The following is a 15,300-nucleotide window of genomic DNA, read 5'->3' as shown; positions in this document are numbered from 1 at the left end:
CTTGATTAGGTAGGTAAGTCTAACAATCTGAGTAGGTGCAAGAAAACACAAGGATCTTATTAATGGAAGCGTTGTTAACATTTACATTTAAAGACTTTATAGCTTTTATGATTCCTCTTTTTATTGGCGGACTTATCTTCAATAGGAGACGTAAACGTAAGGAGGTCCGAGTGAAGTTTTCATTTCTTTGGCTTGTTTTGATAGTCGGTGGAATTCTTGAAATATGCGATGATATCTACACAACTTATTCCTATAGGTATAATCACTTATATAATAATGATACGCTTACAACCGTGTTTAACTATGATTTTGCAAAAATTGTTTTTTGTGGGGTTTTGATCTTTGTTTCTATTGCGCTTCTTCTTCAGGAGTTGCTTTTAAACAAGCAGTCACATTGACGTATATTGCCTGTCGGCGCATCGCCATTTTTTATTTTGATATGGGGCTGTGCCGAAACAATGTAAGCTCATATTAAAGTCAATAAAATTAATATATTGATAATGCTGTTTTTTTTGATTTCTTTTAGCTCTTGAGGTGAGTTGATAAATATATCGCCTTGTGTGTTTGTTTCGATTTAATAAGATTTTTATCTTCGTTAATTTTAACCAAAAAATCAGAGATTTCTTCGATTCCATAGTGCTTTATTCTGAAATGAATACCCTCCTGAGGTTAATGGTGAAATTTTATTCGAGATACTTTACCGGGAGACTGCATGACTGATATTTACTACCCACATGACAGCCTCCCTATGCCATTACAGGAAGGATACGGATTTCAGCCTGTGAGCCCGTTAAAACGAACCCAGTTAACCACCGGTCGCGCGAGGCAAAGGCGAGCTTTTACGTCCACGCCGACGCAGGCCAGCATCACCTGGTTTATGGAAACCGATGCGCAGGGCCTGGCGTTTGAGTCCTGGTTCCGTGATGCGTTATCTGACGGGGCAGCGTGGTTCATGATGAAGCTGCAGACGCCGGCGGGCATTAAGTTTTACAAATGCCGCTTCACAGATATTTATCAGGGACCGGTGCTGGTGGCCCCGATTTACTGGAAGTACACGGCAACGCTTGAATTATGGGAGCGCCCCCTTGCTCCTGCCCCATGGGGTAATTACCCGGAATGGATCGTCGGCAGCTCACTGCTGGATATTGCGCTGAATAAGGAGTGGCCGAAGCATGACGCAGATTAAACGCCTCTACGCCAGCAGCGGGCCGGAGGTGATCATTGAAACGCTGCAGATCACCATTGGTTCTGACGTCCATTATCTGTGCCAGGGTTACGAGAACATCACGGCAACGACGGAGAACGGCGATACCGTAACGTTTTCAGCCTGTGCGATAGACATTGCGCTGCCGGCGCGCAATGCGGACGGCACGCAGGACCTCAAATTTGCCCTGTGCAATATCGATGGTGTTGTGTCCACGGCGATCCGCTATGCCCTGGCTAACAGATTGCCTGCATGGCTGACGTACCGGAGTTATATCTCTACGGATTTAGCAGCGCCTGCGGCAGTGCCGTATACGCTGAAAATCAAGTCGGGCTCCTGGACGGCGACAGAGGTTCAGATCACTGCGGGCTACATGAATATCCTCGATACCGCCTGGCCGCGTTTCCGCTACACGCTCCCTGTATTCCCCGGACTGCGTTATATCAGCTAAGGAATCCATCATGTTTATTCCGGATAAATACCGTTCAGTCACTTGGCTGAAGGGCGGGCGCGTATATCCGCAGCTCGACTGTTTCGGCATTGTAAACGAGATACGCCGCGATCTGAATTTACCCGTCTGGCCCGATTTTGCCGGGGTAACCAAAGACGACGGCGGCCTCGACCGGGAAGCGCGCCGGATGATGCTTACCCTTGAGCGCTGCGAACCCTGCGAAGGGGCCGGGGTGGCCTGTTATTCCGGGTCGACTGTCACCCACGTAGGGATCGTGGTCAGTATCGATGGTCTGCTGCATGTGGCGGAATGCAATCCGGGAACGAACGTCACCTTTCTGCCGTTGCCGCGGTTTAAGCGGCGATTTGTCAAAGTGGAGTTCTGGCAATGACCATTCGTTTTTATCCGTCCCGGCTTCCCGGAGAACCACTCGAAACGCATGAGCATGGTGTAACCAGTATTCGCAACTGGCTGGTGGCAAATGTTGAAGGCTACGGGGATCGGGATGTCCCACCGCTGACCGTTGAGGTTGAGGGGCTGTCAATTCCGCCAGGCGAGTGGGCCACCTGCGTGATCCGCCCTGATAGTGATGTTCGGCTTTATCCGGTTCCCTTCGGGCTGGAAGCCGCGACAATTGCATGGATCGGTGTCGGTATCTCCGTTGCCGCAGCAGCCTATTCGCTGTTTATAATGAGCACCATCGATACGGGCGGCTATACCTCATCCACAGGGCGGAGTCTCGACCTTAACCCGGCAAAGGCGAATACCGCAAAACTCGGTGATGCCATTCGTGAGGTATTTGGCCGGGTGCGTATCTACCCTGATTATGTGGTGCAGCCGGTTACCCGGTTTGATGCCGCCGATCCTACGAAAATGCGCGTCCAGATGTTGCTGTGTCTCGGTGTCGGTGATCTGATTTATACCAATGGCGATATCAGGGTTGGCAGTACGCCAGCTTCAACGCTACCGGGATTCAGCAGCACCCATTACCCGCCAGGCGCGGACGTTTCCGGTGATGAGCGCAGCGAAAACTGGGTCAACTCCACCGAAGTGGGCGGGACGTCATCCGGCACCGGGCTGGATATGGCCCAGACGTCGCCGGACGCAGACGACATTATCGCAGACAGCATGACCGTATCCGGTTCGAGCGTAACGTTTACCGGGCTGGACACGGATGATGATGACGATAATGACGAGAACGATAACGCGCTGCCGCCCAGCTGGGTCGCCGGCGCCGTGGTCGAACTGAAAGCCCCGGCGAACTACCAGATCACTTCGGCGGCTGGATACAGTGTTATCGCCAGCCCGCTGCTGACGGAGATCGCGCCGGTAGTAGGTATGCCGGTGACGCTGGGGTTTAACTCTGTCGATTACGATCTGTTTATCGCGTCATATACCCCCGGTCAGGCTGCAGTGCCCGGCGCCGGGGGGAATGCGGCAAAACTCCAGGCCAGTGCGGCCCCGACCACCTACGATTTTTCGACCAGCTCCAGCACGTTCACGATCACCTGGCAGGGGGTTACCTACCCGGTGTCGCTGGTGGCTAACTACGTCTCTATGTCGGGACTGCTGGCGGCCATCACCGAGGGACTCACCGGCTCCGGCCTGGTTGCACAGGACAACGGCGGCACCGTACTGATAACCGAGTCGGCCAGTCCGTTCGCGGGTGGGGCGATCACGTCCTCTTCGCTGCCTGCAGCTGTTTTCGGTGATGCCCCGGTTTACACCTCCGGCACGGCATCAACCGGCGGCAGCCCGGCGGTAACGGCGAATGTGACGCTTGCCTATAACAGCGCCACGGGAACAGCCTTTTCCGGCATGCCGGAGGGGGTGCAACGGCTTTCACTTGCTCACCGCGGGAATGAGTACCGCATTGTCTCGACCGACGGCACAACGGCGACGGTGGCGCGCCTGGTTAATGGTGCCGTTGATGAGTCATGGCCGGGATTCACCGCCCGGACGATGATCGACTATGAGGCCACTGGTCTTAACGACACGTTGAGCTGGCTGGGGCCGTTCCTGGTTTGCCCTGAAAATGAGACCGTCGATATGTTCGAGGTGAATTTCTCCTTCCCGAACGGCATCTGTGGCTTTGACAGCAAGGGGAAAAAGCGGCTTCGGCATGTTGAGTGGGAGATTCAGTATCGCGTCTACGGTTCCGGATCGGGGTGGGTGAGTCACCAGGGAGAGTATGCGCTTAAAAACGTCAACGGGCTGGGATTCACTGAGCGGATCACCCTCAGCTCACCAGGGCTGGTAGAGGTTCGCTGTCGCCGGCGCAATGAGCAGGGCTCAAACAACGCCAGGGATTCGATGTACTGGCAGGCACTGCGCGGGCGACTGCTGACGCGCCCTTCATCCTATCCCGGTGTGTCGCTGATGGCGGTGACCGTTGAGACGGGGGGCAAATTGGCGGCTCAGTCGGACCGCCGCGTAAACGTTGTGGCCACGCGGGCCTATGACTCAGGAACGGCCAGAACCATTTCGGGAGCGCTGCTGCATGTCGGGAACTCGCTGGGGCTGGAAATGGATGTCGACACCATCAACGCGCTGGAATCCGCGTACTGGACGCCACGGGGCGAAAATTTCGATTTTGCTACCGGCGACAGTATCTCAGCGCTGGAAATGCTGCAGAAGATAGCCAATGCCGGCAAGTCCCGCTTCCTGTTAAGTGATGGCCTGGCGACGGTCAACCGTGAGGGGATTAAGCCCTGGACTGGCGTGATCACTCCGCATGAGATGGTGGAGGAGTTGCAGAGCGGATTTACCGTACCGTCCGACGATGATTTTGATGGTGTCGACGTGACATACATCAACGGGACTACCTGGGCAGAGGAGACCGTTAAATGCCGGATGCCAGACAATCCCACGCCGGTGAAAATCGAGGCCTACAAACTCGATGGAGTACTGAATCAGGATCACGCCTACCAGATCGGCATGCGTCGCCTGATGAAATACCTTCAGCAGCGGGTGACGTTCCAGACCACTACCGAGCTGGACGCGCTGTGCTACAACCTGGGCGATCGCATTGTGCTCACGGATGATATTCCGGGTAACAACACGATTTCCTGTCTGGTGGAGGCGATGACAACGGCTGGTGGCGTGACAACGTTCACCGTCACGGAGCCGCTGGACTGGTCTTTCGAAAATCCCCGCGCGCTGATCCGCTATCAGGATGGCTCTGCATCCGGGCTGATGGTGGCGAGCAGGGTGGGTGATTTTCAGCTGTCAGTCCCGCACCTGAGCGAGTTTGATGATCCCATGCGGGTTGACCTGTCGTCGGCAACCATCGAGCCGATCCGCCTGGTGTTCTGCGGCTCAACGCGCCACGTCTACGACGCCATTGTAGAGGAGATCGCGCCGCAGTCTGACGGCACCTGTCAGATCACCGCAAAAGAATACCTCGAATCGTTCTACCAGTACGACGACGCCACATACCCCGGCGACGCTGCTTAATACCGAAAAAATCCCTTTCAACTTTTCTTTCGCTCAAACCCTCGTTTGGGCGAAGCCTCTTTTTGGAGCAAAAAACATGGCCTTTGATCCGCCTCTTGGGAGCACGTCGCCCGCGGTGCTGCTCGATAACGCCACTCGCCTGGACGAACTTGTTAACGGGCCAGCGGGAACGGTTAATGATCGTGCCGGGCAACCGCTGGACTCCTGGCGAAAAATCATCGCCGCCCTCCTGGAAAGTTCTGCAGCAGCGATGGAAACCATTCGTCTGACGCTGATCCCCCTCGGTGAACAATACGCCACAGAGGCCGATGCGCAGGCGGCGATTAATAACGGAACGATCCCCGCTGGTTCATATTTTTTCGTCAGGAGCACTGACGACAGCGCGCTCGCTGTTGAATACAGGAATGTTTCTGGTACAGCTCAGCCTACCGGACGCAAAATGCCGTCTCAGGATTTGCTAAACCAACTGACTGAGTCGCTCGGTTTTCTGCTTCCCCTGGCTGACACCACACGTTTTTTTAAGGCCGGGGTAACAGGCACAGCCTACGAAGCGATCAACGCTGAAGATATCTTTATCGATGCTGAGAATAACCTGCAGTACTGGATAAAGGACGGCGTGCGGCAGTACTTCCTGCCGGTTCGGGTCCCGACACTGGAGGCTGACACCGTTCTTGTTGACGGTATCGCCGTCGATCCGGCTGCTATTCCCCCGGCTGTCCTCGCCACAAACCTGCTTGGCCTGGCTCAGTCCAGCAAATTCCTGGACCCGGAGGCATTTCAACCCGGCGGCGCGTATGAGGGCTGGGAAGGCTACGACAATATCTGGCTGGATAAATCAGGAAATATTCAGGGTTATACCCGTGAAGGTATCAGCTATTTGCTGTTGCCCCTGTCAGTGCCTGAACTCAGTGCAAAAAAAATCCGCCTCGACGGTGAAGACCTGCGGGACGTGATCGCCAGACGCACGGAAACACGGCTCCCGTTCACAGAAATGGTGGACGGAAAAAGCCAGATCATGCTGCTGAATAACCAGACCGGCCAGCTGTCGCAGGTGACTGATGGCACCGCAAATGAAACGGACCCGGTAGTTGATGGCGGCGGTGTGCTTTCCTGGACTTCGGACAGGGACAGCAGCGTACCCGGCGGGAAATATTATCTGGCGGAGAGCGGCAAAATTCATCCTGTCATTTCCCGGCGCGTCCTGGCGGGCTGGGGCGATTCGTTCATGGAAAACCCCGTTTTTATGAATACCCTCCATGCTCTGACAGGTTTACCCGCCTACAACTTTGGCAAATCAGGGCTCAGAAGCACCGCTGTTGCTGCCCGTCAGGGGGGCGATCCTTTTTACTGTATACCGGTGGATCGAGTAATCCCGGCCAGTGGGACGGTCAACCTGATACCGAACGTACCGGGACCCCATGCCTCTGCATCAAACGGGGCAATGGCGGCCATAAAATGCCAGCTGGCTGGCGTAGACGGAACGTTTAACTGGGATGGCGTGCAGGCCAGCTTTACCCGTGATACGGCGGGCAGTGCAAAGACTGTCAGCGTGCTGACAGCGCTCTTTGTTTACCCTTATACCACCTCTGACGTGCTGGGCTCGATGCCTGCAGGCGTGCTGTATCCTGAGCACGATGAAGCAATTCTGATCCTGACCTGCGGTCGTAACAACACAACCAGCGTCAGCGAAGTGGTAAATAACGTAATTAATACCGTCAATTATCTCAAGCCGATCGGGAAATTGCCCTGTATCTGCCCTCAGTTTACACGCGGTGATGAAACCCGAGGCTCTGCTGGCTATCAGCGTATTCATGCCATTAACGCAGGGCTCAAAGCGGCTTTGCCGGAGTACTACTGTGAAATTGATGGCGTTGATCTGCTGCAGAACTTCAAAAACCACTACAACCCGGCGAATGCAACCGATGTGCAGAATATCGCCGACGACACCACACCTGCTTCCCTGAAATACGACACGCTGCATCCGTCACAGACGCTGATGAGCGGCGCGCTGTACGTCGGGGCAGAAGTTAACGCAAATTTCGTTTGCCAGTTTCTCAAACATAAAGGATGGGTTAAATAATGGGTAAGGTCGAACAGAGCACCGACTGGGTGAACGACACCGGGTCAAAATTATATTATTTTCCGTCCATCAATGCCGGTACGCTGGGAATGATCGATGTGAAGCATAACTGGGCAGGAGGGGCGAAGAACCTGGCTCCCGGTGCCCAGCTCAAAAATCTGTGCTATCTGGATGAACCGGCCAGCGTGGGTTCAGTAGCCCTGAACTTTGACAGCACTACCGGTGGGCTGATTTTCGATAAAACGTCGCGCCAGTACCTGCGCCTGCCGGCGGGGTTTATTCCGACAGCGGCCATGAAAGACTACATGCATACGTTCTGGCTGAAAATCGATCCGGCGAATGCTGGCGCGGATGGTTTCAGTAATGTCTGGGTGGGGATTGGGGCAACCAGTTACGCCACTACCGCTAACCGGTTGATTCAGGTCTATCCGACCATCACGGCTGGGATGATCACGGCGCTGACGGTGTGCGTGCGTGGCATTAACTACAGCATTAAGGATTACATCGGCAGTCTGGCCGACGGCAATCTTCACTGCCTGAGCGTCCGCTATCAGGAGTCGGTTGATGGCACGCAGCAAAAGGGACTGGCTTATCTGGATGGCGTTCTTGCTTATGAGGGGGTCTGGACGGGGAAAATTGCCTATCCGACGGCGGCTGTTAACCTGAATGGCATCGGATCAAACCTGGCGGATACCACACCCTTTGCAGGTCGGTTTTACCGTGCGCGAATTGACGATCTTACACTGGTCAGCAAAACTGCGCTGCAGGTCATCGCGGAGGAGATGGTGGCAGTGTCGGGAAGGTTTAGCTAAAAAAAATGTATAGATATCATAATTAATGATATCTATACATAATATGTCTACTTTGAAAAAGCTTTTACTAAAGAAATAATCAATCCAATTATCGTCGGGATTGCTAAGATAATTGTGTATTTAGCCTCTGAAACCGCAGACTTAATTGCTGCATCATTTATTTTTGTTGTGTTTTCTATTTTTTCATGAATGCTTTTTGATGAGGTTTCTAACCTCCGGTCAAGTTCATTGAATCGATTGTTGGTTGATTCAAACTTATATTCATATTTATCGAGCTTATGGTCCAATTGAGTCATTAGATTATTTATTTGTGTTAATGATTTGGTTATTTCATTAACTTGGGACTCCAGTCTGTCTAGTCGATACAAAAAATCACCTCCACCCCCACCAGAACCTATTGAGCCGCCCCCCCCTCTATAGTCCATAGAGTCGGATGAGCCTTTATCTCTATACACATCCAAGTTGGTTATTTTATTTGGAAACATTTTTATTTACGCTTTCTTCAGGAAATGTTTGGTTATTTTCGAATTCATATTTTGTGTTCAACACTGCATATGCGTTGTAAAGTTTAACATACCCGCAGTTGTTACAAGTTGATATAACAAATGGAGTTTTATCGTCATCAGAAATTGAGTTGATTGCTTTTACTTTATGTATCAATAAAATGCTGTCTTTACCATCGGTGTCACTCAGTGTAAAAAAGTCTTCATTTCCACACTCCGGACATGCCAATTTAATCCTTCTCACCATTAAATGCCTAATGAAATCTCTAACCGTAAGTGATTTAATTTCTTCATCTGCGTTTTCAGGTATAAACCAAAAGTCCATACTTCCATCCTTAATGTAAGATTTTAGTAATGATAGAAAGTATCATTGCTTCAAATGAAATAATCAATAGTCGTAACAACTTTTTTAAAAAACAGCGTCAGCGGTTTGAAGCCTAGCATCACAATCTAGGCTATTCGCTTTGCTCGTTAACTGAACCGGGAGGCGCACAGGTTGTAATCGGCAGTCAGTATATCGGTGGCCGTCAGGCCGGATGAACCGATATCATCAACCCGTGCGCGATACAGCATACCTGTCCAGGACAACGGAAACGGATTGCTCGTTCCCACCCTGCGCGTTGTTGGCTCTCCGGGTGGTGTCACCGCCAGCGCAGATGTTGAGGTAAACACCACCACCTTATCGATATAGGCGCGAATAGTATGCTGAGTGCCATCCGCGCTGAACTCGCATTCAACGGCAAACTGATGCTGCCCACCATCAAACAGGGGGAGCAGATTGCTGGTCACTACGTAGTTTTTACCACGTACGGCCAGCTCTATTTTAGTCGGTTGTCCGGTTGCATCGGTCGTCGGCACTACTGATAACAGCGCATTCGCATAGCCGTTTGTTTCGGTCGTGGAAAAATGCAGGAGCTGGTTGTTGAAAGTGGACAGGGACCCGGCTTTCGTAACTTTTACCCAGGCCATAAACAGCCAGTGCTTATCGCTGACTTTCATGCAGCTGGCGGCATCCAGATCAAACCCGTCGTTTTTTACGCCAGCGAAAAGCATGCCTTTGTTTGCTGCGCTGTAGGTTTTAGCCAGGGAAAACGCCCCGGTGTGATCGTTATAGGTTAGATCGTGGATTATCGCTCCAGCAGCTAAATCTTTACCTCCTCCCATTGCGTCGACAGCCATATCAAATACGCTACGGGTACCTTTGTTAATGCTTTTATCGCGATAAAATTTCTTCCCGGTATCGTTAATCACTCCCTTTAACACTTCAATTCTTCCACTCATTACAATACCCACCCTTTTAATTTCATAAAGTTGTAAACGAACTCGGTATTAACATCTGCTCCTGCATACAGCGCATACTCTGGTGTGACTGAGCCCGATATACTCTGGCTGGGGTGCAAATTGTCGTAACGTAACGATCTCGGTGTTACGCCATTATTGATATCTTCGACATCTCCGGGCGACGTCGGATTATAATGATTCATAAAGTTTTGCAGCAGATCGATACCATTAATCTGGCAATAATTATCTGGAAAATTCTGCTTATATAAGTTATTTAAAATACGCACGTAATTATTATTGGTTGAACCCGTTGGCTCAGTCCCACCAGGAAAATCAGGCAATATCACAAAGCGTTTTCCTACCGATTTAAGCCATGACACCATCGCTTGCGCATTACTGATTATCAAATCAATCTCAGAAATATTATTTCGACCCAGCCAGAAAATATTAATACACTCATCATGCTGATCGTACCGGGTTCCGCCCGGCGCGCCGTTTGTTACTGAAAACCCTGTTATCGGATAAACGATCACCGGAGTGGGCACACTGACTGTCAACGCAGCGCCTGCAGCAGTCCTGGTAAACGTCGCATTCGTCCCGTCCCAGCCAAACATCCCGTCAATACCCGCAAAGGAGCAGGCAATACTGGTGGCGGCAGCATTACCAAAAATGCGATTTGGGCCGGGTTTAGCGGGACTTAACGTCACTGCACCAGATGCGGGGATGACACCGCCAGCAGGAGTGTAAAACGTATGGGCAGCTCCCTGGCGGCTGGCGATACCTTCAGATGTCAGTCCAGACTTGCCAAAGTTGTAGGTATAAAGGCCTGTCAGCTGGGCGAGCCGTGAAAGAAAGCGGCCGTTCTCCATGAAGCTGTGACCCCATCCAACCAGTTTTGGCCTGGCGATATAGGGATATTCTTTAAAGCCTGGGCCCTCGGCATAAAACAACCCGCCGGGGGCATTGTCGGCTCTGTCTGACGTCCATACGATCCGGTCCAGAATATCCGGCCGGGGATTCGTTTCGTTGCTGCTCCCTGTCGTTACGGCGATTTCTTTCTTATTCTCAGTATCATAAACGCGAACCTGTGATTTCCCGCTGGCGTCGATCTGCGTGAATGGTGCGTAGGGGTTAACTTTTGGCGGTTGTAAAGAAAACAGATAAGCCTGTTGCCATCCGATGGATCGCTGTATGTATTCATCCAGATCAAACTGAATGTTTTTATCTTCGTCCAGGATGACATATCTCGCGGGGTTCAGCTCATACTCACCCGATGCGGAGCTGAATTCCGTTGTACCGCTGAGCACTTCGAGGTTTGTTTTATCCATCGTTCCCAGGATACCAGCAGGATTAATACTCTTCCCGTTAACTGACAGGCCACAGAAATCAAATAAGCCGTTTTTCAGCGCGACCAGAATGTTGTATTCGCTGTCCACCACAACAGAATCGTATTCATCATTTAATTCTGTCATCGTCCTGAACGTCGTGGTTTCAGACAGCGCAACCAGGGGGGTCAATTTACTGACCACTATATCGGAGGGCATACGCCTGCCGGTCGCGGTGAGTGTGCCGCTGATATTGATGTATTCATCTGCGAGAGCATCGTCGGCTGTGCTACGAACGAACGTTGCAGAGCCAACCGGAATGTTCGCGATATCCGCCTGCGCTTCCGGGAGGGTCATATACTGACGGCTCAACGGAACCAGGTTGCGCCGGATATCGTCCAGCGTAGTCGAAATCCGCGACATGATACCTCGCCAGGTATCCAGATCAGCCCCGGAGCGGTCAGGGAAAACCAGTGCCAGGCTATTCAGCAAATTATCCAGGCGAGTGGCGTTATCGAGCAGCACCGCGGGCGACGTGCTCCCAAGAGGCGGATCAAAGGCCATGTTTTTTGCTCCAAAACGGTATTCGCCCAAACGAGGGTTTGAGCGAAAGGCTGCGGCTTTTTACAATCAGCTATTTCAAAGGGTTACAACATGCTGATTGGTTATGCGAGGGTATCAACCGGGGATCAAAACCTCGATTTACAGAAAAACGCGCTGATCCGCGCAGAATGTGAGCTGGTTTTTGAAGACACGGCCAGTGGGAAAAATGCCCGGCGGCCAGGGTTAAAGCGCGCCTTACGGCGGCTGCGACCGGGCGATGTGCTGGTGGTGTGGAAGCTGGACAGGCTGGGCCGCAGCGTGCGCGATCTTATTACGCTCGTGTCGGAGCTGCAGGCGCGCGGGGTGAATTTCCGCAGCCTGACCGACTCGATTGACACTTCGACGCCAGCCGGCCGCTTTTTCTTCCACGTTATGAGCGCCCTGGCGGAGATGGAGCGCGAATTAATAGTGGAGCGTACCCGAGCCGGTTTAGCCGCAGCGAGGGAGCAGGGGAGAGTAGGTGGACGGCGCCGGGTAATGACCACTGAGGTTGTGGAGCGATGCCGCAGGATGTTGGGTACGGGCGCAACCCGGCAGCAGGTAGCCGATGTGATAGGGGTGGGAGTGAAGACGATTTATAAATATTTTCCAGCCGGTTAAGTTTGCTCACCTGCGAACCGTATGCAAGAGATCGCAGGTGAGCAATTTGCTATGAAGCATTGCTATAGCTGAAAAATTTTAACCTCGCATTGTTCGCAAAACCATCAAACAGCTAAGGCTTGAATTCACTTTAAGACTTACCTTACTCATTACATCAATATGTTACGGCAATGGCGTAAATTGATAGCCATAGCCTATATTGATATGTCGCCCTGTTAAAACTACTGTATATAAAAACAGTATTAATGTGAGCGAGTCTATCATGCAGTTCTACACGCCCGTTGAGTTACGTCAGATCATGCTGCTCCCCTTGTACAGCGACCTTGTGCAATGTGGTTTTCCAAGTCCAGCGCAAGATTATGTTGAGCAACGTATCGATCTGAACGAGTTGCTCGTTAACCACCCCAGTGCGACGTATTTTGTCAAAGCCGCCGGCGACAGCATGAAAGACGCCGGCATAGGGGAAGGGGATCTTCTGGTTGTGGATAGCTCAAGGACAGCAGTTCATGGCGATATCGTTATTGCTGCTGTGGATGGGGAATTCACCGTTAAGAAGCTGCAGCTGCATCCGCGGGTTCAGCTTAACCCAATGAACCCTGCATATTCGCCGATAGTCGTGGGTAGCGAGGATACTCTCGATGTGTTCGGGGTCGTAACTTACATCATCAAATCGGCTGGCTGAGATGTTTGCACTTTGCGATGTGAACTCATTTTACGCATCCTGCGAAACTGTTTTCCGTCCTGACCTGAAGGGGCGGCCGGTGGTCGTTCTGTCAAACAACGACGGCTGTGTGATCGCCCGTTCGCAAGAAGCGAAGCCCTTCGTCAAAATGGGGGAGCCTTTTTTCAAGCAAAAGGACATGTTTCGCCGGCACGGTATTATCGCATTTAGCAGCAACTATGAGCTTTATGCCGATATGTCCAACCGAGTGATGACAACACTGGAGGAACTCTCTCCACGCTGCGAAATTTACAGTATTGATGAGGCATTTTGCGATCTTACTGGTGTGCGAAACTGTCGCGATCTTACCGACTTTGGCAGGGAAATTCGCGAGACGGTTCTGCGCAGGACGCACCTCACGATCGGCGTCGGCATAGCCCAGACTAAAACCCTGGCGAAGCTGGCCAATCATGCTGCGAAACAGTGGCAGCGACAGACCGGAGGAGTTGTGGATCTGTCTAATCTGGAAAGGCAGAGGAAGTTGATGGCTTTGCTTCCGGTGGATGAGGTCTGGGGAGTCGGGCGCCGCATCAGTAAAAAACTGGAGGCAATGGGTATTAAAACAGTGCTTCAACTGGCTGATACTGATATCCGTTTTATCCGGAAACATTTTAATGTCGTGCTGGAAAGAACTGTGCGGGAGCTGCGTGGCGAGCCATGCCTTGGACTTGAGGAGTTCGCGCCGGTAAAGCAGGAGATTGTCTGTAGTCGCAGCTTCGGGCAGCGGATTTCCACCTACGAAGAGATGCGCCAGTCGATATGCTTATACGCATCCCGTGCCGCGGAGAAACTCCGTGGCGAGCATCAGTATTGTCGGTTCATCTCAGCGTTCGTTAAAACCAGCCCCTTTGCGTTGAATGAACCGTACTACGGGAACAGCGCATCAGTAAAGCTGCTAACTCCAACCCAAGACAGCAGGGACATCATCACCGCGGCGACGAAATGCCTTGATGCAATCTGGCGAGATGGACATCGCTATCAGAAAGCAGGCGTGATGCTTGGTGATTTCTACAGTCAGGGCGTGGCCCAGCTCAACCTGTTTGACGATAACGCACCGCGGAAAAATAGCGGAAAACTGATGGAGGTCCTGGATCATCTGAATGCCAAAAATGGGAGAGGGGCGCTGTACTTTGCCGGCCAAGGAATCCAGACTACCTGGCAGATGAAGCGAGAAATGCTTTCGCCTCGGTACACCACAAGATACAGTGACTTGCTCGAAGTCAGGTGATTCAGCCAATTAATATTACATTGTTCGATCGTGTGTCTACTCTTTCCGGAGTCCGCTTAAAGCGAAAAGCGTACCTGGAGAGCCGGGGTGTAATATTTACAGATCTGCGCTCCAGGGTGAAGGTTGATCTTGTCAATTTAAATCCATGTTACATCATGGTTTTATTGAGGTCGTAAATCACCGTATTTATAAGAGGCTGTTGTACCACCATCCATAAGCAGATCACTGCCGGTTACATATGTCCCGTTCGGCCCAAAAAGGAATTCCGCTAAGGCAGCTATTTCATCCGGTGTTCCCCCCCTGCCTACCGGTGATTTATCCAGCATATTTCGGTAAAACTCACCTCTTTCAGCACTATTAAGTTCGTCATAGGCCAGCGGTGTAAAAATAATACCGGCGCTAATGCAGTTAATTCGTGCCCCCCGTTTACCCCACTTCACGGCCTCTGACATCACACGAAGCGCATTACAGCGTTTGGAAATCTGATAAGCATATAGGCTGTCTTTAATTTCTTTCACCAAGGGCATCTCCAGCAGCGCTTCGGGAGATAATGTTGCCAGGTCATCGGCCTGAGCTTGAGTCAGCTCATCAATGGCTAAACGATGACTGGACTGCGAACCAATCACCACACATGAGCCACCCGGTGCAATGACTTTACCAAATTCTTCAAATAGCACAGCACTTCCATAGAGATCCACGCGGATGAGATCCTGTGCTTTCGCCTGAGAAGGTGACAATCCTGCGGTATGAATAATTCCTTTGACGTTTCCTGTATTGCACGCCGTTTTCACAAGTTGCTGTATCGACTGACGTGAGCTGACATCAACTATTGTTGTACTTACCTCGAAACCGGCCCTGGAAAGCGTTTTTTCTGCCTGCTGTGCGTTTGTAGCTTTGATATCTGCCAGCAAAACATGTTTTCCCACACTAACACGTCGTGCAATAGCCTGGGCAATCGAGCCGCTACCGACAACAACAATAACATCTTTCATAATAACCCTCGTTTACAAGCTGTGGCAGTAACCTTGACGATTGA

15 protein-coding genes are annotated in these 15,300 nt (G+C 51.5%); 10 read left to right on the top strand and 5 right to left on the bottom strand.

The annotated features are described in order from the left end of the window. Positions 1 to 62: 62 nt before the first annotated feature. The 7 genes from N438_RS04780 to N438_RS04750 all read left to right on the top strand — a co-directional run bounded on the left by N438_RS04780 (position 63) and on the right by N438_RS04750 (position 8,003). A complete protein-coding gene (locus tag N438_RS04780; protein WP_116696135.1) occupies positions 63 to 398 on the top strand; it encodes a hypothetical protein in 336 nt (111 codons plus the stop codon). 314 nt (positions 399 to 712) lie between these two features. Next, positions 713 to 1,186 carry a hypothetical protein gene (locus N438_RS04775; RefSeq protein ID WP_023159427.1) on the top strand — a complete coding sequence of 158 codons (474 nt, stop codon included), beginning with the start codon at positions 713 to 715 and terminating at the stop codon, positions 1,184 to 1,186. After that, on the top strand, positions 1,173 to 1,655 hold the full coding sequence (locus N438_RS04770) for a DUF1833 family protein (RefSeq protein ID WP_040199617.1): 483 nt from the start codon (positions 1,173 to 1,175) through the stop codon (positions 1,653 to 1,655). The genes N438_RS04775 and N438_RS04770 overlap by 14 nt, the downstream gene beginning before the upstream one ends. Before the next feature lie 10 nt (positions 1,656 to 1,665). Further along, entirely contained in the window at positions 1,666 to 2,046 is a 381-nt protein-coding gene (locus N438_RS04765; protein WP_023341367.1) for a hypothetical protein, read from the top strand. Next, positions 2,043 to 5,111, top strand: a complete 3,069-nt coding sequence (locus N438_RS04760) for a host specificity factor TipJ family phage tail protein (protein WP_116696134.1) — start codon at positions 2,043 to 2,045, stop codon at positions 5,109 to 5,111. The genes N438_RS04765 and N438_RS04760 overlap by 4 nt, the downstream gene beginning before the upstream one ends. Before the next feature lie 76 nt (positions 5,112 to 5,187). Further along, positions 5,188 to 7,191, top strand: a complete 2,004-nt coding sequence (locus N438_RS04755) for a hypothetical protein (protein WP_116696133.1) — start codon at positions 5,188 to 5,190, stop codon at positions 7,189 to 7,191. Continuing rightward, positions 7,191 to 8,003 carry a hypothetical protein gene (locus N438_RS04750; protein ID WP_116696132.1) on the top strand — a complete coding sequence of 271 codons (813 nt, stop codon included), beginning with the start codon at positions 7,191 to 7,193 and terminating at the stop codon, positions 8,001 to 8,003. The genes N438_RS04755 and N438_RS04750 overlap by 1 nt, the downstream gene beginning before the upstream one ends. Positions 8,004 to 8,050: 47 nt before the next feature. On the opposite strand, the gene N438_RS27455 is transcribed toward N438_RS04750, so the two are convergent. The 4 genes from N438_RS27455 to N438_RS04730 form a co-directional block, all read right to left on the bottom strand. Further along, the gene (locus N438_RS27455; protein ID WP_133246599.1) at positions 8,051 to 8,488 is read right to left on the bottom strand and encodes a hypothetical protein; all 438 of its coding nucleotides are present in this window, start codon (positions 8,486 to 8,488) and stop codon (positions 8,051 to 8,053) included. Beyond that, positions 8,475 to 8,831, bottom strand: coding sequence for a hypothetical protein (locus tag N438_RS04740; RefSeq protein ID WP_116696130.1), 357 nt, complete (start codon positions 8,829 to 8,831; stop codon positions 8,475 to 8,477). Before N438_RS04740 ends, N438_RS27455 begins: the two co-directional genes overlap by 14 nt. 146 nt (positions 8,832 to 8,977) lie before the next feature. Continuing rightward, positions 8,978 to 9,787, bottom strand: a complete 810-nt coding sequence (locus N438_RS04735) for a hypothetical protein (protein ID WP_133246598.1) — start codon at positions 9,785 to 9,787, stop codon at positions 8,978 to 8,980. Next, on the bottom strand, positions 9,787 to 11,676 hold the full coding sequence (locus tag N438_RS04730; protein ID WP_116696128.1) for a hypothetical protein: 1,890 nt from the start codon (positions 11,674 to 11,676) through the stop codon (positions 9,787 to 9,789). Before N438_RS04730 ends, N438_RS04735 begins: the two co-directional genes overlap by 1 nt. A 90-nt stretch (positions 11,677 to 11,766) precedes the next feature. On the opposite strand from N438_RS04730, the gene N438_RS04725 reads away from it, so the two are divergent. The 3 genes from N438_RS04725 (at position 11,767) to N438_RS04715 (ending at position 14,264) form a co-directional block, all read left to right on the top strand. After that, positions 11,767 to 12,315 (top strand): recombinase family protein, encoded by a 549-nt coding sequence (locus N438_RS04725; protein WP_087759836.1) that lies wholly within the window; start codon positions 11,767 to 11,769, stop codon positions 12,313 to 12,315. 262 nt (positions 12,316 to 12,577) lie between these two features. Beyond that, entirely contained in the window at positions 12,578 to 12,997 is a 420-nt protein-coding gene (locus tag N438_RS04720; protein ID WP_004179627.1) for a translesion error-prone DNA polymerase V autoproteolytic subunit, read from the top strand. Between the two features lies 1 nt (position 12,998). Continuing rightward, the gene (locus N438_RS04715; protein ID WP_116696127.1) at positions 12,999 to 14,264 is read left to right on the top strand and encodes a Y-family DNA polymerase; all 1,266 of its coding nucleotides are present in this window, start codon (positions 12,999 to 13,001) and stop codon (positions 14,262 to 14,264) included. Between the two features lie 161 nt (positions 14,265 to 14,425). On the opposite strand, the gene N438_RS04710 is transcribed toward N438_RS04715, so the two are convergent. Continuing rightward, a complete protein-coding gene (locus N438_RS04710; RefSeq protein ID WP_116696126.1) occupies positions 14,426 to 15,256 on the bottom strand; it encodes an SDR family oxidoreductase in 831 nt (276 codons plus the stop codon). Between the last annotated feature and the right edge of the window lie 44 nt (positions 15,257 to 15,300).

The sequence above is a fragment of the Klebsiella sp. GL120222-02 genome (genome assembly GCF_003097195.1).
GTDB classification, from domain to species: domain Bacteria; phylum Pseudomonadota; class Gammaproteobacteria; order Enterobacterales; family Enterobacteriaceae; genus Klebsiella; species Klebsiella variicola.
Note: the sequence above shows the minus strand (reverse complement) of the source record. Positions and strands in the feature narration are given on the sequence as shown.

Bases quoted from the DNA above. Each gene is read 5' to 3' on its own strand.
- N438_RS04780 (WP_116696135.1), top strand. From the start codon at position 63: ATGGAAGCGTTGTTAACATTTACATTTAAAGACTTTATAGCTTTTATG.
- N438_RS04775 (WP_023159427.1), top strand. From the start codon at position 713: ATGACTGATATTTACTACCCACATGACAGCCTCCCTATGCCATTACAG.
- N438_RS04770 (WP_040199617.1), top strand. From the start codon at position 1,173: ATGACGCAGATTAAACGCCTCTACGCCAGCAGCGGGCCGGAGGTGATC.
- N438_RS04765 (WP_023341367.1), top strand. From the start codon at position 1,666: ATGTTTATTCCGGATAAATACCGTTCAGTCACTTGGCTGAAGGGCGGG.
- N438_RS04760 (WP_116696134.1), top strand. From the start codon at position 2,043: ATGACCATTCGTTTTTATCCGTCCCGGCTTCCCGGAGAACCACTCGAA.
- N438_RS04755 (WP_116696133.1), top strand. From the start codon at position 5,188: ATGGCCTTTGATCCGCCTCTTGGGAGCACGTCGCCCGCGGTGCTGCTC.
- N438_RS04750 (WP_116696132.1), top strand. From the start codon at position 7,191: ATGGGTAAGGTCGAACAGAGCACCGACTGGGTGAACGACACCGGGTCA.
- N438_RS27455 (WP_133246599.1), bottom strand. From the start codon at position 8,488: ATGTTTCCAAATAAAATAACCAACTTGGATGTGTATAGAGATAAAGGC.
- N438_RS04740 (WP_116696130.1), bottom strand. From the start codon at position 8,831: ATGGACTTTTGGTTTATACCTGAAAACGCAGATGAAGAAATTAAATCA.
- N438_RS04735 (WP_133246598.1), bottom strand. From the start codon at position 9,787: ATGAGTGGAAGAATTGAAGTGTTAAAGGGAGTGATTAACGATACCGGG.
- N438_RS04730 (WP_116696128.1), bottom strand. From the start codon at position 11,676: ATGGCCTTTGATCCGCCTCTTGGGAGCACGTCGCCCGCGGTGCTGCTC.
- N438_RS04725 (WP_087759836.1), top strand. From the start codon at position 11,767: ATGCTGATTGGTTATGCGAGGGTATCAACCGGGGATCAAAACCTCGAT.
- N438_RS04720 (WP_004179627.1), top strand. From the start codon at position 12,578: ATGCAGTTCTACACGCCCGTTGAGTTACGTCAGATCATGCTGCTCCCC.
- N438_RS04715 (WP_116696127.1), top strand. From the start codon at position 12,999: ATGTTTGCACTTTGCGATGTGAACTCATTTTACGCATCCTGCGAAACT.
- N438_RS04710 (WP_116696126.1), bottom strand. From the start codon at position 15,256: ATGAAAGATGTTATTGTTGTTGTCGGTAGCGGCTCGATTGCCCAGGCT.